This is a genomic window from Robertmurraya phoenicis, assembly GCF_047302285.1.
In the GTDB taxonomy this organism is placed as follows: domain Bacteria; phylum Bacillota; class Bacilli; order Bacillales; family Cytobacillaceae; genus Robertmurraya.
The window spans coordinates 1,170,484-1,196,474 of record NZ_CP154845.1 but is presented as its reverse complement, the minus strand read 5'-3'; the positions used below and the strand labels follow the sequence as shown (position 1 = coordinate 1,196,474).

Annotated in this window: 25 protein-coding genes; 7 read left to right on the top strand and 18 right to left on the bottom strand. The window is 37.0% G+C overall.

Annotated elements, in window-relative coordinates; translation table 11 throughout:
• Positions 1 to 75: 75 nt before the first annotated feature.
• Together AA0X71_RS05750 and AA0X71_RS05745 are read left to right on the top strand one after the other, a co-directional pair.
• Positions 76 to 687 (top strand): cupin domain-containing protein, encoded by a 612-nt coding sequence (locus AA0X71_RS05750; protein WP_413360254.1) that lies wholly within the window; start codon positions 76 to 78, stop codon positions 685 to 687.
• Between the two features lie 247 nt (positions 688 to 934).
• On the top strand, positions 935 to 1,522 hold the full coding sequence (locus AA0X71_RS05745; RefSeq protein WP_413360252.1) for a YitT family protein: 588 nt from the start codon (positions 935 to 937) through the stop codon (positions 1,520 to 1,522).
• Between the two features lie 37 nt (positions 1,523 to 1,559).
• Here AA0X71_RS05745 and AA0X71_RS05740 read toward each other — a convergent pair whose 3' ends face one another.
• Complete coding sequence (locus tag AA0X71_RS05740; RefSeq protein WP_413360251.1) at positions 1,560 to 1,847, bottom strand: CotD family spore coat protein; 288 nt, start codon at positions 1,845 to 1,847, stop codon at positions 1,560 to 1,562.
• A gap of 183 nt (positions 1,848 to 2,030) precedes the next feature.
• Between AA0X71_RS05740 and AA0X71_RS05735 the strand changes: the two genes are divergently transcribed.
• Positions 2,031 to 2,585, top strand: coding sequence for a DUF3231 family protein (locus AA0X71_RS05735; protein ID WP_413362493.1), 555 nt, complete (start codon positions 2,031 to 2,033; stop codon positions 2,583 to 2,585).
• 249 nt (positions 2,586 to 2,834) lie between these two features.
• On the top strand, positions 2,835 to 3,239 hold the full coding sequence (locus tag AA0X71_RS05730; protein ID WP_413360249.1) for a hypothetical protein: 405 nt from the start codon (positions 2,835 to 2,837) through the stop codon (positions 3,237 to 3,239).
• A 37-nt stretch (positions 3,240 to 3,276) separates the two neighbouring features.
• On the opposite strand, the gene AA0X71_RS05725 is transcribed toward AA0X71_RS05730, so the two are convergent.
• The 3 genes from AA0X71_RS05725 to AA0X71_RS05715 form a co-directional block, all read right to left on the bottom strand.
• Positions 3,277 to 4,476: a diguanylate cyclase domain-containing protein gene (locus AA0X71_RS05725; RefSeq protein ID WP_413360247.1), complete on the bottom strand. Its 1,200-nt coding sequence runs from the start codon at positions 4,474 to 4,476 to the stop codon at positions 3,277 to 3,279.
• Positions 4,477 to 4,602: 126 nt separating this feature from the next.
• A complete protein-coding gene (locus AA0X71_RS05720) occupies positions 4,603 to 4,887 on the bottom strand; it encodes a hypothetical protein (protein WP_413360245.1) in 285 nt (94 codons plus the stop codon).
• A 73-nt stretch (positions 4,888 to 4,960) separates the two neighbouring features.
• Positions 4,961 to 6,187: an MFS transporter gene (locus AA0X71_RS05715; RefSeq protein WP_413362491.1), complete on the bottom strand. Its 1,227-nt coding sequence runs from the start codon at positions 6,185 to 6,187 to the stop codon at positions 4,961 to 4,963.
• Positions 6,188 to 6,480: 293 nt separating this feature from the next.
• Between AA0X71_RS05715 and AA0X71_RS05710 the strand changes: the two genes are divergently transcribed.
• Genes AA0X71_RS05710 through AA0X71_RS05700 form a run of 3 tightly spaced genes read left to right on the top strand, consistent with a single transcriptional unit; the run spans position 6,481 to position 8,484 of the window.
• Positions 6,481 to 7,251 (top strand): phosphosulfolactate synthase, encoded by a 771-nt coding sequence (locus AA0X71_RS05710; RefSeq protein WP_413360243.1) that lies wholly within the window; start codon positions 6,481 to 6,483, stop codon positions 7,249 to 7,251.
• The gene (locus tag AA0X71_RS05705) at positions 7,233 to 7,772 is read left to right on the top strand and encodes a histidine phosphatase family protein (protein ID WP_413360240.1); all 540 of its coding nucleotides are present in this window, start codon (positions 7,233 to 7,235) and stop codon (positions 7,770 to 7,772) included. The genes AA0X71_RS05710 and AA0X71_RS05705 overlap by 19 nt, the downstream gene beginning before the upstream one ends.
• Before the next feature lie 25 nt (positions 7,773 to 7,797).
• Positions 7,798 to 8,484, top strand: a complete 687-nt coding sequence (locus AA0X71_RS05700) for a phosphoadenylyl-sulfate reductase (RefSeq protein WP_413362489.1) — start codon at positions 7,798 to 7,800, stop codon at positions 8,482 to 8,484.
• Between the two features lie 39 nt (positions 8,485 to 8,523).
• Here AA0X71_RS05700 and AA0X71_RS05695 read toward each other — a convergent pair whose 3' ends face one another.
• The 14 genes from AA0X71_RS05695 to AA0X71_RS05630 all read right to left on the bottom strand — a co-directional run bounded on the left by AA0X71_RS05695 (position 8,524) and on the right by AA0X71_RS05630 (position 25,797).
• Positions 8,524 to 9,144, bottom strand: a complete 621-nt coding sequence (locus AA0X71_RS05695; RefSeq protein WP_413360238.1) for a YitT family protein — start codon at positions 9,142 to 9,144, stop codon at positions 8,524 to 8,526.
• 141 nt (positions 9,145 to 9,285) lie between these two features.
• A complete protein-coding gene (locus AA0X71_RS05690; RefSeq protein ID WP_413360236.1) occupies positions 9,286 to 10,815 on the bottom strand; it encodes a BCCT family transporter in 1,530 nt (509 codons plus the stop codon).
• A 268-nt stretch (positions 10,816 to 11,083) separates the two neighbouring features.
• A complete protein-coding gene (locus tag AA0X71_RS05685) occupies positions 11,084 to 12,280 on the bottom strand; it encodes a coiled-coil domain-containing protein (protein WP_413360234.1) in 1,197 nt (398 codons plus the stop codon).
• A 406-nt stretch (positions 12,281 to 12,686) separates the two neighbouring features.
• Positions 12,687 to 14,669 carry an LTA synthase family protein gene (locus AA0X71_RS05680; protein WP_413360232.1) on the bottom strand — a complete coding sequence of 661 codons (1,983 nt, stop codon included), beginning with the start codon at positions 14,667 to 14,669 and terminating at the stop codon, positions 12,687 to 12,689.
• Positions 14,670 to 15,138: 469 nt separating this feature from the next.
• Positions 15,139 to 15,342, bottom strand: a complete 204-nt coding sequence (locus tag AA0X71_RS05675) for a twin-arginine translocase TatA/TatE family subunit (protein ID WP_413360230.1) — start codon at positions 15,340 to 15,342, stop codon at positions 15,139 to 15,141.
• Between the two features lie 71 nt (positions 15,343 to 15,413).
• A complete protein-coding gene (locus AA0X71_RS05670; RefSeq protein ID WP_413360228.1) occupies positions 15,414 to 16,319 on the bottom strand; it encodes a 4Fe-4S binding protein in 906 nt (301 codons plus the stop codon).
• 52 nt (positions 16,320 to 16,371) lie between these two features.
• A complete protein-coding gene (locus tag AA0X71_RS05665) occupies positions 16,372 to 17,205 on the bottom strand; it encodes a dimethyl sulfoxide reductase anchor subunit family protein (RefSeq protein WP_413360226.1) in 834 nt (277 codons plus the stop codon).
• Positions 17,206 to 17,223: 18 nt separating this feature from the next.
• Entirely contained in the window at positions 17,224 to 17,796 is a 573-nt protein-coding gene (locus AA0X71_RS05660) for a DMSO/selenate family reductase complex B subunit (protein WP_413362487.1), read from the bottom strand.
• Between the two features lie 22 nt (positions 17,797 to 17,818).
• Positions 17,819 to 20,218 (bottom strand): DMSO/selenate family reductase complex A subunit, encoded by a 2,400-nt coding sequence (locus AA0X71_RS05655; protein ID WP_413360224.1) that lies wholly within the window; start codon positions 20,216 to 20,218, stop codon positions 17,819 to 17,821.
• A gap of 54 nt (positions 20,219 to 20,272) precedes the next feature.
• The gene (locus AA0X71_RS05650) at positions 20,273 to 20,935 is read right to left on the bottom strand and encodes a molecular chaperone (RefSeq protein ID WP_413360221.1); all 663 of its coding nucleotides are present in this window, start codon (positions 20,933 to 20,935) and stop codon (positions 20,273 to 20,275) included.
• 337 nt (positions 20,936 to 21,272) lie between these two features.
• Complete coding sequence (locus AA0X71_RS05645; RefSeq protein ID WP_413360220.1) at positions 21,273 to 22,106, bottom strand: dimethyl sulfoxide reductase anchor subunit family protein; 834 nt, start codon at positions 22,104 to 22,106, stop codon at positions 21,273 to 21,275.
• A 19-nt stretch (positions 22,107 to 22,125) separates the two neighbouring features.
• Entirely contained in the window at positions 22,126 to 22,704 is a 579-nt protein-coding gene (locus AA0X71_RS05640; RefSeq protein ID WP_413360218.1) for a DMSO/selenate family reductase complex B subunit, read from the bottom strand.
• Between the two features lie 14 nt (positions 22,705 to 22,718).
• Positions 22,719 to 25,115 carry a DMSO/selenate family reductase complex A subunit gene (locus tag AA0X71_RS05635; protein WP_413360215.1) on the bottom strand — a complete coding sequence of 799 codons (2,397 nt, stop codon included), beginning with the start codon at positions 25,113 to 25,115 and terminating at the stop codon, positions 22,719 to 22,721.
• Positions 25,108 to 25,797 (bottom strand): molecular chaperone, encoded by a 690-nt coding sequence (locus AA0X71_RS05630; RefSeq protein ID WP_413360213.1) that lies wholly within the window; start codon positions 25,795 to 25,797, stop codon positions 25,108 to 25,110. Before AA0X71_RS05630 ends, AA0X71_RS05635 begins: the two co-directional genes overlap by 8 nt.
• Positions 25,798 to 25,991 lie beyond the last annotated feature (194 nt).

Sequence of the window (25,991 nt, the reverse complement as noted above, 5' to 3'; positions counted from 1 at the left end):
ACAACATTCCAAATAAATCTCAATTGCATAACATGCATAAGAAGATTTCTAAATGCGAAAAAGAGGTGAAATCATATGACTGCCTATTTGGATTACACATCTCCATCACTGCAGTATACTTTCGACTTGAATAAGAGTACTTTATTCAAAAAAGACGACAATAATCTCATCAATATATTAGGTATCCAACAACTTAATACACTTGAAAATGTATCCTTACTGGATATTTACTTAAGTACAAATAATGTAGTTGAACCCCATTATCATCAAAATGCCGCTGAGCTTGTTTACTGTATTTCTGGTGCTGCAATCGTATCAATACTTAACCCGTTTACGAAGCAAATTCACAATTACCCGATCACGCCCGGTCAGGTCGCAAATGTTCCCCAAGGATGGTGGCACTATGAAGTCGCCACAACCGATCATACTCATTTACTAGCGATCTTCGATGCTCCTACTCCTGAAGTAATATTAGGGTCTGATCTTCTCAAATTCACTCCTGCAAACATTATGGCACATACGTATTGCATCAATGAAGAAAGCTGGATTAAGGCGACGGAATCTGTGCAGCCTAGCACCTATATTGGCCCATATAAAGACTGTCATCAAAACAAGAAAAAGAAGACACGCCAGTCTTACTCGACTACCCATCCTTTTGCTTATCAACAACCTGAACATCGTTTTTGATTCGACTCGTATCAAATCCCAATATATCGACTCCATCTATTGAAAAGTTGTTTAAGCAGCTCCAATATCAATTTAACAGACGTCTATATTCGTGATGGTCCATTTATAATGGAGAACAAAAAGCATCGGTAGAAAAAGTCCGGTGCTCTTTGTTTGTTTCTAATTACAAATTTTTCTCTCCACCTCCACATGTTCGAATCTATTAGCACATAAAATGTATAGATATTCCGTACTTGGAGGTGTTCCTATGTATTTTCTTAAAAAAGGGTTAGTCATAGTTTTGGGAAGTATTTTCATTTCTTTAGGGATTAACCTTTTTCTGTCACCATACGAAGTACTGGATGGAGGAGTTATTGGAATCGGACTAATTCTCAATTATATTTTAGGGTTAAAAACGGGGCTTATGATTCTGTTATTTAGTATCCCGATCTTTGTGATAGCTTGGTTTCACTATAGGGATTATTTCTATAATAGCTTACATGGAATGATGATATCTTCATTTTTTATTGACCTTTTAGAACCATTTCGTTCCTTCTTCCTTATTGAAGCTATCTATAGTTCCATTATTGGAGGAATACTAATTGGAGCAGGCATTGGTGTGATGCTACGATATAGGACAAGCACAGGTGGCACTGACTTAATTGCCCAATTTATTTGTGATAAAACTGGAATTAACGTCGGGCTCCTTATCCTTTTTATGGATTCAATTATTCTTTTAATAGGTGGACTTTTATTATCCTCCGACACAATACTCCTCTCTATTATTACCGTTCTAGTAGTCGGTCTCACCACTAGTCTTTTGACAAAAAATCTTACTCCTACAAAAGCCCAATAGGAGCACTCTATCCCGCGAGTGCTCCTATACATATCAATTACAAGCTAAACAAATTGCCACCTCGTCTACATCTTGGATTATTAAGGTCAGTTCCGCAATTAAAATTTTCCTCTACCACTTCATTTACTTGCCTTTCAGTTACAGGATAGAAATTCTCATTTCTAACAACCGTTCTGTTGACATTGATAATCTCAGTGGGGTGAATTCGTCTGACCGTACGATGATTTGTATGCACCTTAACAATCGTTTCCGTCGGCTCAACAATTGTTTTAACTCCTTGAACATTTCCTCGATTATCATCGCAGCCACAATGTTTTCTACTCATAGCATCTCCCTCCTTTCTATATCTAATTTGTCTTTCACTATATCTTATGTAACCAAGGAAAGCTTGTCCTTAGTTAGATTTATTATTTTTCTATAATTGATGATAGAGCCTTAAGTTGTTTCAATAGATTAAATGTATAAAAATCCCATTTTAGCACATCATATGTTTAAAATATTGAAAGGAGTGTGTTCTTTGCCAAACAAATTAGAAGCATTATTCGATTACTTAATTACGAGATTTGATTCAGAACCAAAGTCAAAGCTCCATATCGGTGAAGCAATGGGTTGTTGGCTTTATTACACAGCAATAGCAGAAGAGATTCCTTTAATAGAGACCTCCTTAAATTCGACTACAGATAATGTCTTAATTGAGCTTTTAGAAGATGCAAAGAAGCTAGCTACTCACCAAAAAAATGTTTTGGAGGAATTGATGATAAGAGAAGGAGTTCCACTACCTGAGACCTCGGAGCATAAGCCTAATTCAAATCCAAATAGTGTTCCACCAGGTGTGAAAGCAACAGATAGTGAAATCGCCAATCTCTTAAGTGCAAAAGTTGCTACCAATATTGTTATGTGTTCAACGAACATAAGTCAAAGTGTTCGCAGTGACATAGGCTTGATGTGGATAAGATTTCACTCAGAAAAAGCAATTTATGGAATAGACATTAAAACGAAAATGAGAGAGCATGGTTGGATCAAGGTTCCACCGAGTTACAATCCACCAGGAGCACCAAATTAAATAGAATTCATTTAATATTACACATTCATTCATAATCTGTTCATATTTGGCAACTAAAATAGGAAGTAAGAAAAGCTCGTCTTTTCATTTACCCTCATAGTAATACTTTCTAATATCCAGCATTCGGCTGGATATTTTTCTTTTCTTCAAGGTAAGCACTCTTACTTCCACCAAACAAATTGACTATGACAGAAAAGCACAAAAGACATATGTTATAAGGAAGTGGAGGGATTAGGAGTGAAGCTCAACATGAACCATTTTCAAAAAGAGCGAGTGCCCATATTAAATGAAGAAGAAAAAAATAAAAGAATATTGAAATTAAGACAGCAGGTTGTGGCAAATGTATGGATTCAAGCAATCGCGGGACTATCAGAGGCTGCTGCTGTAACAAAATTATATTATTTAGAGGAACAAGTCCCAGGCTCCCTTGAAATCGTTCAAGGGATATGGATCCAAGTAATTGGCACCATTTTGGAAGCAATCGGTTTATCTGAACAGCTTGTAACCGAGGACGATTCAGAATTCTTTTATGGACAAAGACATGCAGTTACTGGTGATTGGATTCAATCGCTCGGAGGGATCGTTGAAGCTGTTGGTGGAGAAAAAGTCTTACAGGATGCGATGCGAAAGAGAGATGAAGATCTGGTGCCATAGAAAAAGACCCCGACTTTCAAAAAGATCGGGGTCAGACTTATTTAGAAAAATTCGTTTGTAAGTGTTGAAATATTCGCCTTATAACTCCATCCTTTTTCATCGGTTGTTCTGGAAGATCTTCCCTATAAAATTGAATATTATTTTTCCCCTTACTTTTAGCATAATACATCGCCTTGTCTGCATTATTTAATAAGGTTTCTTGGTCGGTCCCATCCTCTGGATATATAGCTACTCCAATACTCGGAGTAACTTTCGGTTGTTTATCTTCAAATAAATAAGGAACAGAAACATTCGTCAATATACGTTTGGCAATATCTTGTATTTCCGTCTTGTTCGTTTCTTCAAATAATACTATAAATTCATCCCCACCTAATCTGGCAATGAAATCCTCATCTCTTACTGTGTCCTTTAATCTTACTGCCACTTCTTTCAAAAGTAGATCTCCTGTTTCATGCCCCATCGTATCATTTACTTGTTTAAATCCATCTAAATCAATAAACATCACGCCTAACGGTTGATTTATCCGCTTAGAGCGAGAAAGTGCTTTCTTTAGATGTCTTTCTAGAAGAGTTCGATTCGCCAAATCGGTTAATTCATCAAAAAATGCGAGTTGTTTTAATTTCATTTCTAGCATTTTTCTATCTGTTATATCAATCACTTCACCGCTAATACTTAAAACATGACCATTGTCATCCTTTATTGGAGTTCCTCGATAAATGACCCAACGTTCCTCTCCATTTGGACGAATAATACGTAGCTCAGATGAAGTAGCTGTCCCCGTCGTTAATTGTCCGATTTTCTTTTCAAACTTTTCCATATCCTCTGGATGAACAATCAGCTTCCATAGATACAGATTTTTCCTAATTTCTTGATAAGGATAACCATATATATGTTCAATTCCCTTCGAAATATAAAAGTCACCAGTTTCAATATGATAAGAAAAGACCGCAATATCATCCACTACATCAAGAGCAATTTCGATTAGTTCTTTCTCATTCACTATCATTTGAAGCTTTTCATTAACATCATTTAACTCCTGCCTAGTGAATTCATACATTGTCGCTTTCTTATATATTTTTTGATAAAGGTGTCCCAGCCACCACATGATGATGGCACCAACCAAAACCATAATAACTGTGGCACTTGCAATCGACTGCACTAATAGATAACTATGGATAAGCAAAGCCATTGTAAAAATAAAAATACTTATAAATTTAATTACACTAGGGCGTTCCATAATGCCCTCCTTACTTAAGATTTTACGGTAAACATACAACACAAACGTTATCGTACCATTCGAAGGAATTTAAGACAATCGGATTATTAAAAAAAGTGAGCCGAGTGGGCCCACCAGTTTCGTCAATCATTCTTTCGCCTCTTCATCCTTCAACTCCACTTTTTTACAGCCTACATAGAGGCAAGAATAAATTTCTACTCCTTCTTTTGCTTTCGCTAACCCTTTTAAATAGGGCTTAACTAAATCTTTGAAATCGTCTCTTACTCCTTCTTCTTCCAAAATGCCATAGACGTAAAGCTTTTTTTCATCGAATAAAAAAGCAACATTCCCCACAGCTTTATTTGCTGAATTGACTACATTCAACACCTGAAATTCTGGTGTTATCACTTCAGGTGAAAAATATATCTGCACATCGCTCATCTCCTTTGTAGTACTTTAATGAATGGATGGAATCAGGATAAAGACGAGAGAAAATATCATCTGATTACGTAAATTGCAGTTTCTCAAAGAGTGAATCACGATCGTTTTCTTCAGATGTTTTCTTTTTACTTACATGAATAAAGATCATCGAAAGAAGGGCAACGAATAGAGTTAATCCGGCTGTTGCTAAAAACATCCCCGTTCGAGACCATTCCATCAACGTACTATAGACTGGGGGACCAACGGCAACACCTAAGAAACGAACAGAACCATACAAAGAGGTTACAAATCCTCTTTTATCTGTCGAAACTGAACCAGTAATAAAACTGTTAATACAAGGAAGAACAAGTCCTGTTCCAATACTACTGAACACCAAAACAGAAAAGAATGGAATTAATTTTTCAAAAAAGACGAGAGTGGAAAAAGAGATGGTCATCAGAAGCAGTCCCAGCACAATGAGCGTTTTCATTAATTTCATCTTTTTCCCAATCTTACTCCCTGTAATATAAGAGGTTGTCGTCATAAATAGAAGAGGAATGGCTAATATCCCTCCCTTTAGTACGCCATCAATTTGATGATCTTTTTCAAGAATATCGGAAATATAAAATAATATTCCAAAGAGTGTAAATAAGCATGTAGCACCTGTTAAATACGCAACAAAAAGCCACCGACCCTCTGTTTTAAAAACAGACACGAGACCCTTAACATATTTCCCAACAGGAGGTGGTTCCTTCTTTGCCTTCTTTTCTCTAATAAAGAAAATGGTTAAGAAAACCGACAATAAACAGAAAACAGGAAAGGCAAAAAATGCAGCATACCAAAATAAAAGGGCAAATAGTGAACCAATGAGAGGGCTTATTACTTTTCCAAATCCATTTGATGCTTCAACGAGACCAAGTACTTTACTCTGCTCGCCTCCCTTAAATAGATCACCTGTTAATGCCATGGCAATAGGAGCCGTTCCAGCTGCTCCTAGACCTTGCATAATTCTTCCTGCAATAATCCACATATAAGCATTTGAAAACCACGCTGCAGCCGCTCCTGCAAGTAAACCTCCACTCCCATACAGGATCAGCGCAGGAATGATCACAGCTTTACGGGAAAATCGGTCCGATAAATATCCTAGAATAGGGATCGAAATGGCTGCGGCAATGGAAAACACAGATATAATCAAGCTTACCTGGAATTGTGAAATATCCAACTCTGTTTTCATCTTTGGAAGAATCGGAATAAGCATAGAATTCCCCAAAACAAGAATGAGTGGGATTGAGCCGATTGCAAAGATCGTCATTCCTTTATGTTTTTGCTCTGCCAATGCTCGTACACCCCTTAGATGAAAATCAAGATTTTTTAATAAAGCACTTTTTTATTGTTTGAATTGGTGGGACAGTTTATTCACCCCGCGTTCGATAGTAAATTCAAAGCAAAATAGCCCAATATATACACATTCACCCAATTTTTGAATAGGCTAATTCTACGGGTAATGATCATTTGTGAGACTTATACCGATTGATTGCGAATGATAAAACCAACAAACTCAAGGAGACGAAAGTAACGGTCAAATAATGAGGAGGCACGATCCAAATGGATTTTTTGCAATTACCAAATAGAACAAATGGTACTAGAAGTTACGGGCTCACTTCGATTGTTGACTTTGGAACGCCAATTGGCGAACTTGAACATATACTCAAGGACTTTCATCAACTTATCGATATCGCCAAATTAGGGATTGGTACTGCTTATGTTTTCCCTAACCTAAAAGATAAAATAGAACTCTATCAGGAATACAATATAAAACCCTATTGTGGTGGAACATTATTTGAAAAATGTTACCAACAAAACAAAATTGATGAATACCTTAAAGCGCTGAAAGAATTGGATATCGAGTGGGTTGAAGTTTCCAACGGTACATTAAATATCCCTCTCCAAGAACGACTTCGTATAATTTCAGAAGTGAAACGTGATTTTCATGTCATTGCTGAAGTGGGATCGAAAGACTCTTTTAACAATATGCCTATCTCCGAATGGAAGGCTGAAATGAACGCATTGCTTGATGCTGGATGCCAATACGTGATAACAGAAGGTAGAGATTCTGGTACGGCTGGAATTTACGACAACAACGGATCCATTAAATCCGATCTGATATTTGAACTTATACGTGATATCGACTGGAAGAAAGTGATTTTCGAGGCACCCACTCCAAAGCATCAAATGTTTTTCATTAATTGTATTGGCTCAAATGTGAATTTAGGCAATGTAAAAATATCAGATGTTTTAATATTGGAAACGCAACGTCGTGGTTTAAGAAGTGAAACCTTTAACTTGGAGGAACAAGAATGGAAATTACCGTTATAAGACATCTCCCAACGGAATGGAATAGGAAACAGGTGTTACAAGGGAGAAAAGATATCCCTATTCTTCCACTTACAGAGAAGGAGCAAACAGAAATCGCAGAAAATCTTCAATTTTTAAAGGAGAAATCATTTGACCTTGTCCTTTGCAGTAGCCTTGTTCGAACCAAACAAACGGCAGAGTATTACGGTCAGATAGCGATTCCTGATCCACTACTAGATGAACTAGATTTCGGCTCATTTGAAGGTCGTTCAAAAGAGGAGTTAATCTCCCAGTATGGTGAACTCTGGACAGAAAAACCTGCAGAGCTCATTCTTGGTGAAAGTCTTTCGAATCTCGAAACAAGGATTAATTTATTTTTGAATAAATACAGCCACATTTCCCAATTGCTTGTTTTCGGTCACGGCTCTTGGATAAGAGCGCTCAAATCCTATCATCAATACGGTCATATTAATGCGATGAATAAAATGACAGTTAACAACAACGAATGTATTTCGCTTGAATTCATCACCGTTGAAGCATAGAAATGGAGTGGTTTTTTTGTCCGGAATGTTAACCTATGATAACTGGAACGACCCAATATTTGATGAACGGTCAGATTACTTAGAAGTATTAAAATGGGCTTATCGTGAATATGGTGAGGAGATTGTTTATGCGTGTAGCTTCGGAGCTGAAGGAGTCGTCTTAATCGATCTTATTCATAAAGTTAACAGAGAAGGCAAAATTCGATTTCTCGATACAGGTCTCCATTTTAAAGAAACATACGAATTAATTGAGAAGGTTAAGAAACGTTATCCATCGTTACACATTGAAATGGTCAAACCTGAACTTACCCTTGAAGAACAAGCAGAAAAGCATGGTGAGGAGCTATGGAAATGCAACCCCAACCTTTGTTGCCGCATCAGAAAGGTCCTTCCCCTACAAGAAGCACTTAAAGATGCCAAAGCTTGGATTTCTGGTCTCAGACGGGATCAGTCTCCCACTAGGAGTAAAACAGAATACATCAACAAAGATGAGAAGTTTAAGAAAGTAAAAATCTGCCCCCTGATCCATTGGACATGGGACGATATTATGACCTATATTGATTTAAACAACCTTCCCTACAATCCATTACACGAACATGGATATGCAAGTATCGGGTGTGCCCCATGCACCCAACCAGGTAATTTCCGTGATGGACGCTGGGCTGGCCAATCAAAAACTGAATGCGGAATACATGTGGTGGAAAAAGAGTGATCCAAATACAAAAAGGAGATCCTACATTTCAGGATTTCCTTATTTCTTTCTCCAACTCGGAGTTAAAAGAGTAGTGGAATAAATTTTTAATTGATAGATTAAGTCAATCACATTGGTAGAAATAAATTGGCAGATCATCGCATAAAATACGATTTTGTAATCAATGACAAGGGCTGTTAAGAGGAAGATCAATAGATTGATCCCCATCATCACCTTCCCAGGACTCCAATTCTTATATGTAGCAATCATTAATGCTGGAATGACCATTCCTCCACTCGAAGCACCAGTACGAATAAGAATTCCTACTCCAATCCCAAAAAATATACTTCCCACCATAATATCAAGAATAATATGCGTATGGGGAATAGAAAAGAAATGGTTAGAAAGCAGCGTAACGGTCGTCGAAGTAGTAGCGACCGCGAGTATCGTCCTAAATGTCCACGTATAGCCGAAATATTTTAAAGCAAAGACAAGAAATACGACATTGGATAACCATAAAGAGAAACCTAATGGTAAGTGAAACCAATGGTTAACAAGAATTGCAATACCTGCCGCCCCACCCGAAGGGATCGAATGGGGAAACAAAAAGATAGCCATCGCCATTCCTTGAAGAATAGCACCGATTAATAGGAAGGAATAAATCAGTATTGTTTTCTTCACTTTAGTCGAATATATCTCTCATTTTTACATACAATCCGTTCATGGCATTCCCTCCTATAGGACTTCTTCCCTTGTCCATTTTATGAGACAAGAATGAAGAATATGCTCCTTATCAAACACCGAACGGCTTTTTAGTCACGATTATGCTTTAGCTTCTGGTTTCTTGCGTGGCTTTGGTTTATGATAAAGCCCAAGTTCTTTTTTCTCTTTTGTTAGCGACTTGAACAAGGATAGCATCATCAAAAGCATAATAAAAGAAAACGGGAAAGCTGCAGCAATCAATGCATTTTGTAACGCTTGTAATCCTCCACTATATAAGAGAATAAGAGCGATTGTAGACTGAGCAATTCCCCAAGTATATTTCACCCTATTCGGAGGGGTTAATGAACCGTTTGTTGTCTGCATTCCAAGAACAAATGTCGCCGAGTCAGCGGAGGTAATAAAGAATGTACTGACAAGTAGGATCGCCACAATCGACAGGACCATTGACCAAGGAAATTGACTAAAGACAGCAAACAACACCTCTTCTGTCGCAAATTGTGTTAAATCAAATGCTCCAGATGATTGAATTGAAATAGAAGCATTTCCAAAAACGGCAAACCAGAAAAAGCTCACAAGGGCTGGTAATAACAGAACCCCGATTAAAAATTCCCGAATCGTCCTTCCCCTAGAAACACGCGCAATAAAGATCCCGACAAATGGTGACCAAGATATCCACCAAGCCCAATAAAAAATCGTCCATCCATTAATCCAAGTACGATGGTCTTCATTTAATGGAGCAATACGGAAGCTCATTTGAATGATATTTTGAATATATCCTCCAATTGTATCTGTAAACATATCAAGGATTAAAATGGTAGGTCCTATGATAAACATCAGAACTAATAAGGCAACTGCTAAAAACATATTTGCATTGCTCAAATATTTAATTCCTTTTCCAAGTCCCGTACCAGCAGAAATCATAAATAATACAGTCACAACTAAAATGATGATGAATTGAGTAAGAAAATTAGATGGAACTCCAAATAAATAGGAAAGACCACCATTAATTTGAGCTGCACCAAAACCAAGCGTTGTCGCAACTCCAATCACTGTCGCAAAGACGGCTAAAACATCTACAACTGTTCCTAAATGCCCCTCCATCTTCTTTTTTCCAAGGATCGGTTTTAGAGTAGCCGATACAAGTCCTGGCTCGCCTTTTCTAAATTGAAAATAGGCAAGTGCTAACGCAACCAATGCGTAAATAGCCCAAGCATGTATCCCCCAGTGGAAAAAGGTGTAACGCATCGCTTCTTTTTGAGCAGTGTTCGTTCCTCCTTCTGCTAAAGGCGGATCGATGAAATGTGATAATGGTTCAGCTGCTCCCCAGAAGACAAGACCAATTCCCATTCCTGCACTAAAAAGCATCGCAAACCATGATCCAGTTGAGAATTCTGGTTTCTCGTCTGGCTTTCCTAACTTGATAGCACCTACCGGACTAAATATGAGAAATAGGCAAAAAACAACAATGATTGTCACCAAAATTAAATAGTACCAACCAAAAGAAGTTGTAATAAACTGCTGAACATTTCCTGTTGCTTCCTCAAAAGTTTTAGGTGCAGTTGCACCAAATATGACAGCTGCTAAAACAAGCGCAACTGAAATCCAAAAGACATTTGTAATTTTTTTCATTATTACTCCCTTCTCCCTTTGTAAAATAATATAAATAAGAAAGTCTAAGTTATTTTTTCTTAGAACAAAGAGATTTATGTAGAAACTATGTACGATATTTCCTTTGCACAAATGCGATAAAAACACCATTAATCATTATTGTAAAATAACTATGAACAATGCACAACGAAGAGGACTTATTTCACGAAATATGTACCATTTTTAAAAATCCCTCGAAAAAAAAGGGTCTACCCTTGTACTAAAGGATAGACCCATTAGATTTTATGAATTAAAAGTTTGCAACTCTTCTTACATGTCCACTAAATGTGTTTTTATAATAGCCGGAGTTCATGTTCGCAATCGCTACACCTGTGGATGATTGAGAACCAATGAATTTGCCACCGCCAAGATAAATTCCAACATGTCCATCTTTTTTATAGGTATCAAAGAATACTAAGTCTCCAGGACGTGCTTCACTGAAAGAAACTTTAGTACCTTGGTTTCTTAAAGTACTTGTACTTGAACCAATACTGATACCTGCTTGTCTAAATGCCCAACTCACAAAACCAGAACAATCAAATCTTCCATTTGCTACATCATATGAAGTTCTTCCGCCACCAAATACATAAACCGAATTCCCGATATATTTATAGCCAGCTTGTAAAATTGTGCTAAGACTGCCATCATTTGCTGGTGCTGTATATGCTACTTTTGAGCTGCTGTTTGAAGTTGTACTATTTGAAGAGCTAGATCCACTATTACTAGCACTAATCGCTCTCTCAGCTTCTAATTGAGCTTGACGTCTTGCTTCTTCTTCCTGACGAGCCTTTTCTTCAAGTTCTTCTAACTTCTCAAGATTTCCCTTTTGAGCTTGCTCCAAGGAATCTTTCATTTGGTCATTTTCTTTCTTTTGTTCAAGCATTTGAGCCTTCATGCCCTCAAGCTCTTCTTTCTTACCTGTCAATTCAGCAAGCTTCTGATCTACTTCTGCTTGCTTTTCTTCAACTGCTGCTTTATCTAACTCATGTTGTTTAATTAAATCACTATCCGCATTTGCAATTTGTGTTACAGCAAATACACGGTCAATAAAATCACTGAAATTCTCAGACCCTAAAAGTACTTCTATATAACTAACCTTTCCACCAGATTCTTGGAAAGATTGAGCTCTTTTCGCTAACACTTCGGTTCTTTTTTCGATTGTATCATTTAATATAGCGATTTCTTCATTTAGCTTTTGAATTTCTGCTTGAGTAACTTCAATTTCTTTTTCAGTACTCACAATCAAATTATTATTATCTTCAATCGCTTCATTCATTTTTTGAATCTTTTTTTCTAATTCAGCGATTTTAGCTTCAGTTTCATCAATTTTTTGTTCTACTTGTTGAATTTGTGAAGAATAGTTTGCGCTCACAGATGGGACAGTGACTAAGCTTCCTATTCCCAAGATGATAGTGGTGTTGAGAGCTATAAATTTCTTTTTCATCATTCTCTTTTCCTCCGACCTTCATGTTTTCGACAAGTTCTATTAAATATGTACTCAACAATGATTCTATTAAGCTACAAAATTTTTAATTTAAAACTCAGCATTACTTATAATGACAAAATACATCTAAAACTAACAATTTTCTACTCCACTAGTACTATAGCAGTCAATCATAACAGCAAGATTATAAACATATTACAGTTATGTTTCAATTCCTTAGTACCAGGTACTATTTCATACGTGAAATATAGGAAAAAAGAAGGAATAAAACCGATTTATATCCATCGAATTAATTAGTCACAGAAACGTAACATATGTATCAAAATGAAAAAATCACCAAAAAAATTGTCAAAATAAAAGAGAGTGCCCCAGCAAATTGCTAGGACACTCTCTCTATAAACACCTTTATTTATTCGTCCGTTGATGTTTTTGTTTCTTTCGTATCTTTTTCAGAAATATTATATTCATACTTTGAGCGATCAATTGGTGTGAAGTCTGCTGGAGAATAGAAACGTAATAAATCTCCATTTACTACTTTATCTGAAAGATGCAATTTGTATTCTACAACCTCTTGGAACTGTAATCCTTTTTCCATTTGTTCTTCTTGCTCTTCACCAATTACTTCACCTGTCACGGAATCATAGAATTTACCTCCGACCGATGAAATGGTCGGACTGACAAAGTCACCATTACGGAATGGAACTAGTGAATCGTGATCTTCTGATAATAAGTCCGTACCTAATTGGATATACTCCTTTGTATCAATTCCTACTAAGTGAAGCAATGTTGGAAGAAGGTCAATTTGACCACCATACTCATGGTTGACTCCACCTTCCATTCCTGGAACACGGATAAAGAGTGGAACTCGTTGTAAACCTGCCGCACTATCAAATGTAGATAGTTCTTTATCTAAGACCTTTTCCATCGCTTTATTATGGTTCTGCGAAATTCCATAATGGTCTCCGTACATAATAATGATGGAGTTATCATATAATCCAGATTCTTTTAAATCCGTGATAAACTGTTCTAATGCCTCATCTGCATAACGAGCAGTTTGGAAATAATTATCAACAGATTTGTCACCAGTAGTATGTGGAGCGATGGTTGTTTCCTCTTGATTCATTGAATAAGGATAATGATGCGTTACTGTAATAAACTTCGTATAGAACGGCTGTGGCAATGTTTGTAACAATGAAAATGATTGTTCAAAGAATGGCTTATCCATTAATCCATACTCAGCCATTTGGTCACCTTCAGCTTCGTAATAGCTTAAGTCAAAAAACTTATCATAACCAAAGGATTTATAAATTTCATTTCTGTTCCAGAAGCTTCCTGAATTCCCGTGGAATACCGCTGATGTATATCCATTCTGTCCTAATATAGCTGGAGCAGCTTGATACGTATTAAGTCCTTTCGTTGTATAGGCTGAACCTTGTGGCAGACCATACAATGAATTTTCAAGCATAAATTCTGCATCAGCAGTCTTCCCTTGTGCTGTTTGGTGGAAGAAGTTATCAAAATACATCGTATTCTCATCTCTGATCATTGAGTTTAAGAATGGTGTTACTTCTTCACCGTGTAGCTGGTAGTCCATTAAAAATGATTGAATCGACTCAAGATGCAGATAGATCACGTTCATGCCTTCACCGACACCGAAGTACTCAGGATTTGGATCTGCATAGTTTGACTTTGTAAAGTTAATGACTTCCGTTACATCACTACTATCAGCCATAACTCGCTGTGCAGATGCTTTCGTGCTTTGAACCGCGTCATAAATTGTATAATTGTACATTCCTAAATATTTGACAATGTAATTTCGATCGAATCCTCTTGTTAATAGCTCAGGTCTATCCGCTTCAGCAAGTGCCAAGTTTAAGCTTGAAAAACCTAATGCTAATGATAAGACAGCAATGACTTTTCGACGTCCCATATCTTTTGCTTCAATCTTTACTACTTTAAATAGCAGCAGACCAAGCAAGACTAGGAAATCAATGAAAAAGAAAATGTCATATGGCCTTAATAATGACAGAACACTGCTACTTACATCTCCGAAATTTTGTGTTTGGAAAATCGTTGGCAGCGTAATGAAGTCGTTAAAGAAACGATAGTAAACGACATTTGCATAAAGTAAAAATGACAAGATAAAATAAATCGTCATTAACGCACTATATTTTTTTCTTCCCTTAAAGAATAATGCAAATCCAAGAAATAAAATTGAAGAACCTAATGGATTCAAAAACAATAAAAACTTTTGAATGCCGTTTTCAACACCTAGTTCGAATTGATTTAATTGAATGATATATGTTTTTAACCATAGGAATACTACGGCAACAAGAAAGAAGCCGATATATTTTTGTGATATATTAAATCGTTTATTTAAAGTATTATTCATCTTTGTTGCACCTACCTTCTAGCAAACTATTATACTTTTTTAAGAAATCATTTTGAATATGCGATTACTCCCAGACAAGCTATTTACTATCATAACTGTAAAATATGAACAATTTATGAAAATATGTTCCGAAATTTACATTCGCTTAATATTTTCACGCTTGAACACAAAATATTAATATACTCCTTTTTCACAAAATGTCAAGTCTACATATATGACCTTCTGCTTGAAATCATGACTACAGCGCGGTTCAACACTGTTTCACCTATTCCCCCCATAAGGACATGTAAAAAAGATGGACATTTTTCTTTACACATTATTAATAGACGTTTTACCCTTCCAAAAGGTTTCATTAAACATTATTTACAAAAAAAAGGCTAATGATGGAAAACAACCATCATTAGCCTTTTTTTCGACTTTCTTCTATAATATGAGATCTCATAAAATAAGAGTATGTCCTTTTTATAGCTTAAACTTCACTTTTCTTTTGTTCATCTACTGTTTTATCGTCTTCTAATTTATCATCTTCCATAATCCCTTTTGTAGAGTTTTTAAATTCTTTTAGGGATTGTCCAACTGCACGGCCAATTTCAGGTAATTTTTTTGGTCCAAAAATGATAAGGGCCAGAACTAGAATCAAAATTAATCCTGGAATTCCAATATTTGAAAACATCTTTCTTCACTCCCTTAATCTTCATTTGACTCATCAAGCAATCTATCCAAATGCATTGTAACATAACGGGATTACCTTGTAATGCGAAACTGTGATTTTTTCATACAAGGGACACAATGTTCCTGATTTTCTGATAATGTTTGGAAACTTTTGTGACAATTTGAGCAAACAATCGTAAAGAAGGGATGCTCGACCTGTTCATATGGAGATATCTGTTCGGTAACTGATATTGCTTTTTCAGGACAGATGTCTTCACATAATTGACAATTGGAACAAGCTTGTGCTGAAATGATAAACCCTTCGTCGTTTATTTCAATACATTTTTTATCACAAAGTTTTTCACAAGCATGGCATAGTGTGCATTTTTCAGTATTCAATTGTATCTTCGCAAACTGATGGAGAGGATAATAACGGGAAAGTTCAAGAGCGGTTTGATTGAACCGCCACTTTGCTGGTGCCATTTCCTTAAGTAAAGTTTGAGTTCCTTCTTTCCAAGAAAAAAACAAATCACGCCTTGATATACACTCTTCCGTTTTCTCCAATTTCTCCTGCTCCACAGTTAACAATGGCTCTTCAAGTTGCATCAATAGTTCATTAGCTTCTTCCACTGCTTGGTTCCATTGGCTATCGATCTCTTCTTCACCAATTATTCCTTTAATTCCCTTTTTAGCATAAACCACTAATTCCTTAGCAGAAGGTGGTAAATTCTTTCCTCCGACCAATCTCCCTTGATGGAATTCCCTCTTTGGAAATATTCCAGCAATCGCCTGAACAGGACATGCGACCATACATTTTCCACATTCATTACAAGCCTTATAATCAATCTGTGGAATGCCCTTTTTCATTTCTATCGCATTTAATTCACATGCTTCAATACAATGGGAGCATGTCGAACGAGGACTTTTATTACGAGAACAGGATGACAATATTTCATATTGATAATCTAAACTCTCTACCCATTTACTAAAAAGACCCATTTTCAACACACTCCCTTAGCGAACGGAGGAAATCCCTCCTTTCTACTTACAATTACGCTCCTAATACATAAAACACATATCTACTCATGCCTTCAGCGAACACAAGGACAGCTAAAGCTACATATGCAAGGGAAAACGATACCTTTTGCTGCTTCGCCACGGAAAGATATCCTAGGAATCCTACACCTACTACTTCAATAATCCAACGAATCGCTACCGTTGTTTGATAATCCGCTAGTGAGGCTAAAGCATTCGTTCCTTCAATCATATTGACCTCAGGCATAACAGAACCAAATAGGGCGACCCCTACTAATTGAAGGGCAATTCCTCCTAAAGAAATATAGAAGGCATTTTTAATTAAACTTTGAGCCTTATCCTTTAGTACTGGTGCTAATAAACTCGCAACTAGAACCGGACCTAGAACGAAGGCCGTTCCATAAAAGGATGTAAACGTATTAACAGAATTCCAGCCGCTGACTAAAGAATTCGAATAAATCATTGCCATACAGTAAATATCGACTAAACCGATGAGAGCTGATACAATCAATAACCAATGATTGACTTTTTTCTGAATGAGAGCCAGTCCAGCTGTTACACACGCAGCTCCAATAAACAAACCTGTCACCAATATTTCTCGACTCATCCAGGAAGAACCTAGATTGCGAATCGAGTTAAGGGCGTGCGACGGTGTTCCTAAGTGGGCGAATGAAGCAATTAATCCAACCAGCGACAATGCTGCAATGACGATTAATGGGATTCGCATCGCTTTAAATGATGTTTTTTCGCCTAATTTGTTTATTCCTTTATAGAAAATTGCTAGTGTCAAAATTCCACCGATGGCGATTTGCAGACAAACTGTAAATATTAACAATGCCCATTCTTGCATAGGAATAACCTCCTTTATCTATTTTGCGTTTCTATGTGCACCTATGACTATACTTGGATTGGTAATAGATGCGTCTGGAAGACCTTTAATATTGCTGACATCTCCGTATTTTTCTCGAAGCTCCTCAATTGGTCCATAATCAAGGGCGCGCATAGGACATGATCCAACACATACTGGGTTTTCACCGACCTCAATTAAATCAATACAGAAATTACATTTAGTCATTTTACCGATGACTTCATTATATTGTGGAGCTCCATAAGGACAATTCCACATACAGTATTTGCAACCGATACATTTTTCATGGTCAACTAATACAACGCCATCCTCTTCACGCTTGTGCATTGCCCCTGTAGGACAATTTTCTACACACTTAGGATTTTCACAATGGTTACACGAAATTGAAGTGAAGAAGGATTGAACATTTTGTATGAACGCTTCATCACGTTCGACATAATCTCCTTCCGAATGTTCATACACTCGGCGATAGTTGACCCCAACTTCAAGATCATTTTTATCTTTACAAGCAACTACACATGCTTTACATCCTGTACAATATTCATTGTTTATATAAAAGCCTAGCTGTACCATTACCATTCACACCCTTCTTTTTCTATGCCTTCTGAACTTCGACTAAGTTAGTATGTTGAGGATTTCCCTTAGCTAATGCAGATGGACGTTGACTTGTTAACGTATTGATATTTCCACGTTGATCAATGCCCTTATTATCTGGTGACCACCAAGCCCCCTGTGGAATTGCCACTGTTCCTGGAATAATTCTGTTCGTGAGTTTAACAGGCATATGAACTTCTCCACGCTCATTAAAGATTTTCACTTTGTCACCATCTTTAATCTTTCTTGCTTTTGCATCTTTTTCATTCATCCACATCACTTGTGGTCCTGCTTCCTCTAACCACTTATTATTATCAAAAGTTGAATGGCAACGGCGTTTGTAATGCCAGCCAATTAGCTGTAGTGGATACTTCTCAATTAATGGATCCTGTGGTCCCTCCCACGAAGAAACATATTTAGGAATGGCAGGAATCTCATCCAACTCATCCATATCCCAAAGTGCTTTTGAGAAAATTTCAATTTTACCTGAAGGTGTTTCAAATTTATTATTTTCTGGATCTTTAATCTGATCTTCAAAAGCAATTACGGCTTTATTTTCTAAAGAAACTTGGTAAACACCGAGTTTTTTGAACTCATCAAAGGTTGGAAAATTAGGATCTACCTTTCTAGATTCCTCGATTGACCACTTCACCCAATCTAATTCAGATCTTCCTTCTGTAAATTCATTCTCAACTCCAAGCTTTTTCGCTAACATTGTTAACCATTCATAATCTGATTTCGTCTCAAATAAATTATCTATACACTTTTGAGACAATATCGCTTGTTGTGAAGGTGCCCAAGTTGAACCAATATCCCATCTTTCCATAAATGAATTGGACGGCAATAAAATATCTGCAAATTTCGCGCTTGGAGTCATAAAAAGTTCACTGACTACAATCAGTTCGAGTAAGGATTCATCCTGTAATATTTCAGCAGTGCGATTACAGTCGGAATGTTGATTTATTAAAGTATTTCCTGCTAAATTAAACATCGCTTTTATATTTGATGGAAGTGTTTCTTGTCCTTCTGGCAAACCTTTCACTCCATCTTTTGCTCCCATTTCTGTTCCTCGTACAACACCGTCTGTCCATAGGAAACACGGAATCGTTAAACCACCTAATGGATTATCACCTTTTGGTACAGCAGTAGTTTTTACTAGGCTGACATAACCTGCACCAGAAGCCCATCCACCCCGAACTCCTACATTCCCAGTAATGGCAGCAAGTACCGTACCACCTCTTACAAACTGTTCACCGTAAGCTTGTCTTTGTGGACCCCAACCTTGTAATAGAGCTGAAGGTTTATTAGTAGCAAATTCTCTAGCAAGCTTTCTAATCGTATCAGCTGGTACTCTACAAATCTTTGATGCCCATTCAGGAGTCTTAGCTATTCCATCTTTTTTACCCATAATGTAGCTAACGAGAGATTCCCCTTCAGGGACACCTTCTGGCATATGTTCCTCATCAAATCCAACACAGTATTTATCAACAAACTTCTTATCATATAGGTTTTCAGAAATAATAACATATGTCATTGCATCCATCATGGCGTTGTCAGTAGTTGGAGCAATCGGGATCCACTCATCGGCTAATGCTACAGCAGTATCAGATTGTCTTGGATCAATAACGACGATCTTTACACCAGCTTCTTTTGCTTTTCTTACATAATAATCTGTTACACCCCAACGTGTTTCAACGGGATTGTGTCCCCATAGAATAATAAGCTTTGAGTCAGATAGAGTATTTAGCGTACTTCCCGTTTGGGTAGTTCCATAAGTAAACGGTGTCGCTTGTGAAGTTTGGGCAGAGCTATAAGAGTTATGATAACCAAGGTATCCTCCAGTGAGACCTAAGATTTTTTGGATCATATTACCTGCTCCAATGATACTTCCTGAATGTCCACTTGCGTAATTGCTGTAACGACTAGAAGGTCCATATTTTTTGGTAATTCTAGTTAATTCTTTTTCAATGTAATCAATCGCTTCTTCCCAAGAGATTCTTTCAAATTTTCCTTCTCCACGCTTTCCTACTCGCTTCATTGGATATTTTAAGCGATCTGGATTATACACAAATTGTCTGTAGCCTCTACCTCTAATACACGCACGAAGTTGTGGAAGTTCAAATGTATCTTCTTTTGTATCTGTCGTAAGACGGGTAACGACACCATTATTTATATGAGCTTTAATTAAACATCTACCACCACAGTTAACGGTTGAACATGTTGTTAATATTTGCTCATCGATATTTTTACTCGGTTCCTCTGCACTAACTTTAGAAAGCATTTTCGAGCCTTGTACCGTACCTCCGATAACTACAGGAGCAGTAACTGCGCTTGACCATTTAATAAAGCTCCGACGGGACATTTTATTTTCTTTTATGCTGTCATATATATCTTTACTCATGTCTAAAACCTCCTATTTTCCCATAAATTTACTGTTGCTACCTTGTAATTTAGGTTAAAAAAATAACTCCTCGATAACACTCGTATCAAAAATAATAAAATCCTCTAGCATTCTTGCAGAAGAGGTAAATAGCTCTGATTTTGCATTGCTTTCAATATCCCTGGTAAAGAGCGGTATCCACTTAACTAAATGCTCCTTAAGCATTTTCCTCTGTCCATCTAGCAAATGATTATAGACAGACACGTTATTTTCTTGTTCCGCTCTTTCAATTAATTGAATCATGAAGAGTAGTTCATATCCTATATGATCCTCTGCTTCATCATGTTGATTAGCTTTTTTCTCAATCGCTATATCGTATGTCTTAAATAGCTCCTTCACTTCAAACGTCGGGAAGTCAAAAAGACACTTATCCTTACCTCTATATACTGATTCCCATGGTGGTGCCAATAAAGAATCTGGTCCAATAAATAAGCTAAAATAGTCCTCTCTAGCACTATTAATAGCTTTTTCAATATCATGACTATTAAAGAAATGATGGAATTGCTCGCCACCATCTATCCCCATTAATCCTTGAATATTAAATCCTTCTTTAATATTAAGATACATCTCTTTATTCATTGGCTGGGTTAACAGTATATATTGGAGTTGATAAAAGTCTTTTCTAGCCTTTAAAAGTTGAGAATTCTTTCCTTTTATCATGTCTGCTGTAAAAGTCATTTTCCTGATCATCTCCAATCCCATTAATAATTTTTACTTATAAATTTTTTCTTTTAAACCAGCACAATTTCTATGCAAGTTTCAGTGCTACCATTTTGAATCTTTTTTCACATCCTTCACAACTCAATATGTGAATGTCATCACAATATTTATCACATCTTCATTATAAGATTGAGAGAAGTGAATTAATACGTACCTCGTATACAAAAAAAGTGGATGAATTTTGTTTGCGGTGACAAATGAATTTTTACGAACTTGTGAAGTCAAAAATTGGAGATAGAGTGGGATTTATGAAAAAGTAAGGAAGGAAGGAAAATGCATCCCTTCCTTCTTACAATTACGCTCCTAATACATAAAACACATATCTACTCATGCCTTCAGCGAACACAAGGACAGCTAAAGCTACATATGCAAGGGAAAACGATACCTTTTGCTGCTTCGCCACGGAAAGATATCCTAGGAATCCTACACCTACTACTTCAATAATCCAACGAATCGCTACCGTTGTTTGATAATCCGCTAGTGAGGCTAAAGCATTCGTTCCTTCAATCATATTGACCTCAGGCATAACAGAACCAAATAGGGCAACCCCCACTAATTGTAGAGCGATTCCTCCAAGTGATATATAGAAGGCATTTTTAATTAAACTTTGAGCTTTATCCTTTAGTACTGGTGCTAATAAACTCGCAACTAGAACCGGACCTAGAACGAAGGCCGTTCCATAAAAGGATGTAAACGTATTAACAGAGCTCCAACCGCTTACCAATGAGCTTGAATAGATCATCGCCATGCAGTAAATATCCACTAAACCGATGAGAGCCGATACAATCATCAACCAATGATTGACTTTTTTCTGAATGAGAGCCAGTCCAGCTGTTACACACGCTGCTCCAATAAACAAACCTGTCACCAATATTTCTCGACTCATCCAAGATGAACCTAGATTGCGAATCGAGTTAAGGGCGTGCGACGGTGTTCCTAAGTGGGCGAATGAAGCAATTAATCCAACCAGCGACAATGCTGCAATGACGATTAATGGGATTCGCATCGCTTTAAATGATGTTTCTTCGCCTAATTTGTTTATTCCTTTATAGAAAATCGCTAGTGTCAAAATTCCACCGATGGCGATTTGCAGACAAACTGTAAATATTAACAATGCCCATTCTTGCATCTTTCATCACTCCTTTAATTTAAATTGCCGCGTCTTTATGTGCATTGATCACAAGATTTGGCTTTGTTATATTCGATGAAGGAATTCCCTTAATATCTGCGTTTTTTCCATACTTTTTGCGGAGTTCATCAATTGGACCAAAATCAATTGCGCGCATAATACAAGCGGCAACGCAAGCTGGCTTTTCTCCTGCTTCACGAAGATCCAAACATGTATCACACTTTGTCATATGTCCTAATTCTTCATTAAATTGTGGCCCTTCATAAGGACAATTCCATTCACAATAACGACAGCCAATACATTTTTCACTATCAACTAGAACAACACCATCTTCTTCACGTTTATGCATCGCCGTCGTTGGACAACCTTGTACGCAACCTGGTTCATCACAATGATTACAAGATAAGGAAATATTAAATGCCGCAACATTATTGATCCATGCTCCATCCATATCCTTTGTAAATTCTCCAGATTCCTCTACGTAGACGCGACGAAAATTGATTCCGACAGCATTATCATTTTTGTCTTTACAAGCTATCGCACAGGCGTTACAACCGTTACATCTTGCTTGATTAATATAAAATCCCATTTGTACCATTTTCTATCCCTCCCCTAAGCTTTTTTTACTTCTGCTAGATTGGTATGTTGAGGATTACAATGGAACGGTGATGCTTCTAGTCCTGTTAACACATTAATGGCTCCTCGTTTATCAATACCATTTTGATCCGGATTAAACCAGCCACCTTGTGGAACACATACGACACCAGGCATGACTCTACTTGAGACCTTTGCTGGCAATTCAATGGTGCCACGATCATTAAACGCTTGAACTTTATCTCCATCTTTAATCTTTCTTTCTTTTGCATCAATCGGATTAATCCATAACTCTTGGGTTTGAACTTCTTCCATCCAATCGCTTGTATCCCATGTTGAGTGGCAACGTCTTTTCACATGCCAACCGAAAATTTGTAACGGATATTTGGATGTTAATTCACTTTCAGGTCCTTCATTGACAACAACATGCTTTGGTATCGCTGGTATATCTTCAGGTCTAGTCATATCCCAGAGAGTCTTTGAAAATAGTTCAATTTTCCCTGATGGAGTATTAAAAGGAACGTTCGCAGGATCTTCAATTTGTTCTTTGAATTTCACCACAGTAATTTCCTTGAATTTGTGAACACCGTTTTTCTGCATATCACTAAAAGAAGGGAAGGTTGGATCAATCTTTTTCGATTCCTCTATCATCCATTTAACCCAATCATCTTGAGTTCTTCCTTCCGTAAATTCCTTTTCAATACCAAGTTCTTTTGCAAGCTTTGTCATCCATTCATATTCAGTTAGTGAACCATATAGTGGCTCTACTACCTTTTGAGATAAGAACATATGCTGACCATAGCTCCATGGGCCGACAACATCATTTTGCTCAAAGAATGTACAAGTTGGTAAAATGATATCAGAGTACTTTGCAGATGGCGTCATATAGATATCTGATGTCACGATGAATTCACATAAATTTTCATCCTTTAATATCTCTGTTGTTTTATTAATATCTGAATGCTGATTGACTAAGCAATTTCCAGCCATATTAAAAATCATTTTAATATTCGAAGGTAATGTTTTTCCTTCTTCCAAACCAACTACCCCATCTTCTACTCCCATTTCAGTACCACGAACGATAGCATCTGTATATTTAAACACTGGTATTGAAATGCCAAGTGGATTTTCTGGAATAGGGAAACCTTGAAATTTTCCTATACTAGGGCCATTCGGGCCTGCCCAACCTCCGCTTATCCCAATGTTTCCAGTTAATGCTGCAATCATGGAACTCGCACGTGACATTTGCTCCCCGTTCATATGACGGTTAATCCCATTTCCTTGAATCCATGCCATTGGCTTAGTTAACGCAACTTCACGTGCCAGTTGGATAATTCTGTTTGCTGGTAGTCCAGTAATTTTAGCAGCCCATTGTGGTGTTTTAGGAGTGTTGTCTTTTTCTCCCAGCACATAGCTATAATAGGATTCTCCAGTCGGTACTCCTTCAGGCATATGATTTTCATCATGTCCAAGGCAATATTTATCAAGAAAATCTTTATCATGTAGATTCTCTGTGAACATGACATAGGCCATGGCTGCAATTAGAGCATTATCTGTTCCTGGCTTGATCGGGAACCAATCATCAGCAAGTGCCACATTGGTATCTGTCTTTCTTGGATCCAATGTGTAGATTTTTGCTCCTTTTTCTTTTGCCATTCTTAAATACATGTTCATATGACCAAATATTGTTTCCGCAGGATTCATCCCGTGTAAGATGATCAATTTTGAATCTAATAAAGTATTACAACTACTTCCAGCTGCAGTTTCCCCAAATGTATACGGTGTCGCAGCCAAGTGCTGTCCAGAGCTATAGTTGGAATAACGACCTAGAAAACCTCCATCTAATGCAAGTACCCTCTGGATGACTGTATCTCCACTTCCTACCGTACCGGATTGACCTGTTGCATAAAGGCTGAATCTGGAAGCTGGACCGTATTTTTGCTTAATGCGATTATTTTCTTCCGCAATGGTTTTAATCGCTTCATCCCAAGAAATTTCTTCAAATTTGCCTTCGCCACGTTTTCCGACGCGCTTTAATGGCTTTTGTATACGGTCTGGTGAATAGACGTGTCTTCTGTACCCTCTTCCTCGTACACAGGCACGAATTTGTGGATATTGTTCATTGTCTGCATTTTCATCTCGAGGATCGTCGTCTGTGCTTATCCGCACAATTTGACCATCCTTAATATGAGCCTTAATTAAACATTTTCCACCACAATTGAGCGTGCTACATGTAGGAATAATTATTTCTTCTGTGCTTCCCTCAACTGTATCTGCACTAACCTTTTGAACTAGCTTATTTGATACAGTAACTCCACCTACTAAAGCTGGTACTGTGATAGCGCCAGACCATTTTAGAAAAGAACGACGCTTCATTTTTTTATTCGTTAAGCTATTCATTAAGTTCTCATCCATTTTCAATACCCTCCTTAAGTTCTTTTATATATTCATAGTCTTCAGAAATAAATGTTTGTAACAAGGTGGCAATCCCTTTGTAAAAATCACTCGTTCCAGATGACTGAATATCCTTAACAAATGCTGGAATCCATCGATGTAAGTGTTCTTTATGTATCCACATCTGGCTATAAATACCACGTACATAGTCTTCCTTTTGTCCTGATTCGATTGATGTAACAGTATAGTTTATTAAAAAGCGGATAAACTCTAATTCAATCGCGATATGATCTTCTGGTTGTGTATTTTCTTCAATCGAATGGAGATCAAAGCTGGCTAACATTTTTCTTAGTTGAAATACCGGCTCTCCGAACATAGACCGATCTTTCGTTACATAAACAGATTCCCATGGTGGTGCTGGAATTTTTCCTTGCTCATTTAAAATATAGAATGTAGCTAGATAGGCCTCCTTTTCTTTCCGTTCGATTTCTTTCATATTCGCTGTTCGTAAAGATTGAAAAAAGTTTTTTAGTTCCTCATTATTTGCTGAAATAATATCAATGAACTCTGTTGTGAAATGTTCTCTCCAGTTATACAGCGTTTCCATACTCAACGGTTCTTGTAATGAAATGTTTAAAAAAGAGTAAATGGCTTCTCTTTCTTTACTAATGGAAAGAAATTCTTTATCAATTAATAATTGCATAATTGTCCCCCCTATCATGAAAATGAAATACATGTTGTGAAATAGATCACATTGTTAATTCCATCTTCATTATAGAATTGAGGGATTGGAATTAATACGTACTACGTATACAAAAAAAGTCGTTGAATTTTGTTTGCGTTGACCAATCATTTTTTACAAACCTGTGAAGGCAATAACTGGAGAAGGAAGAGGAG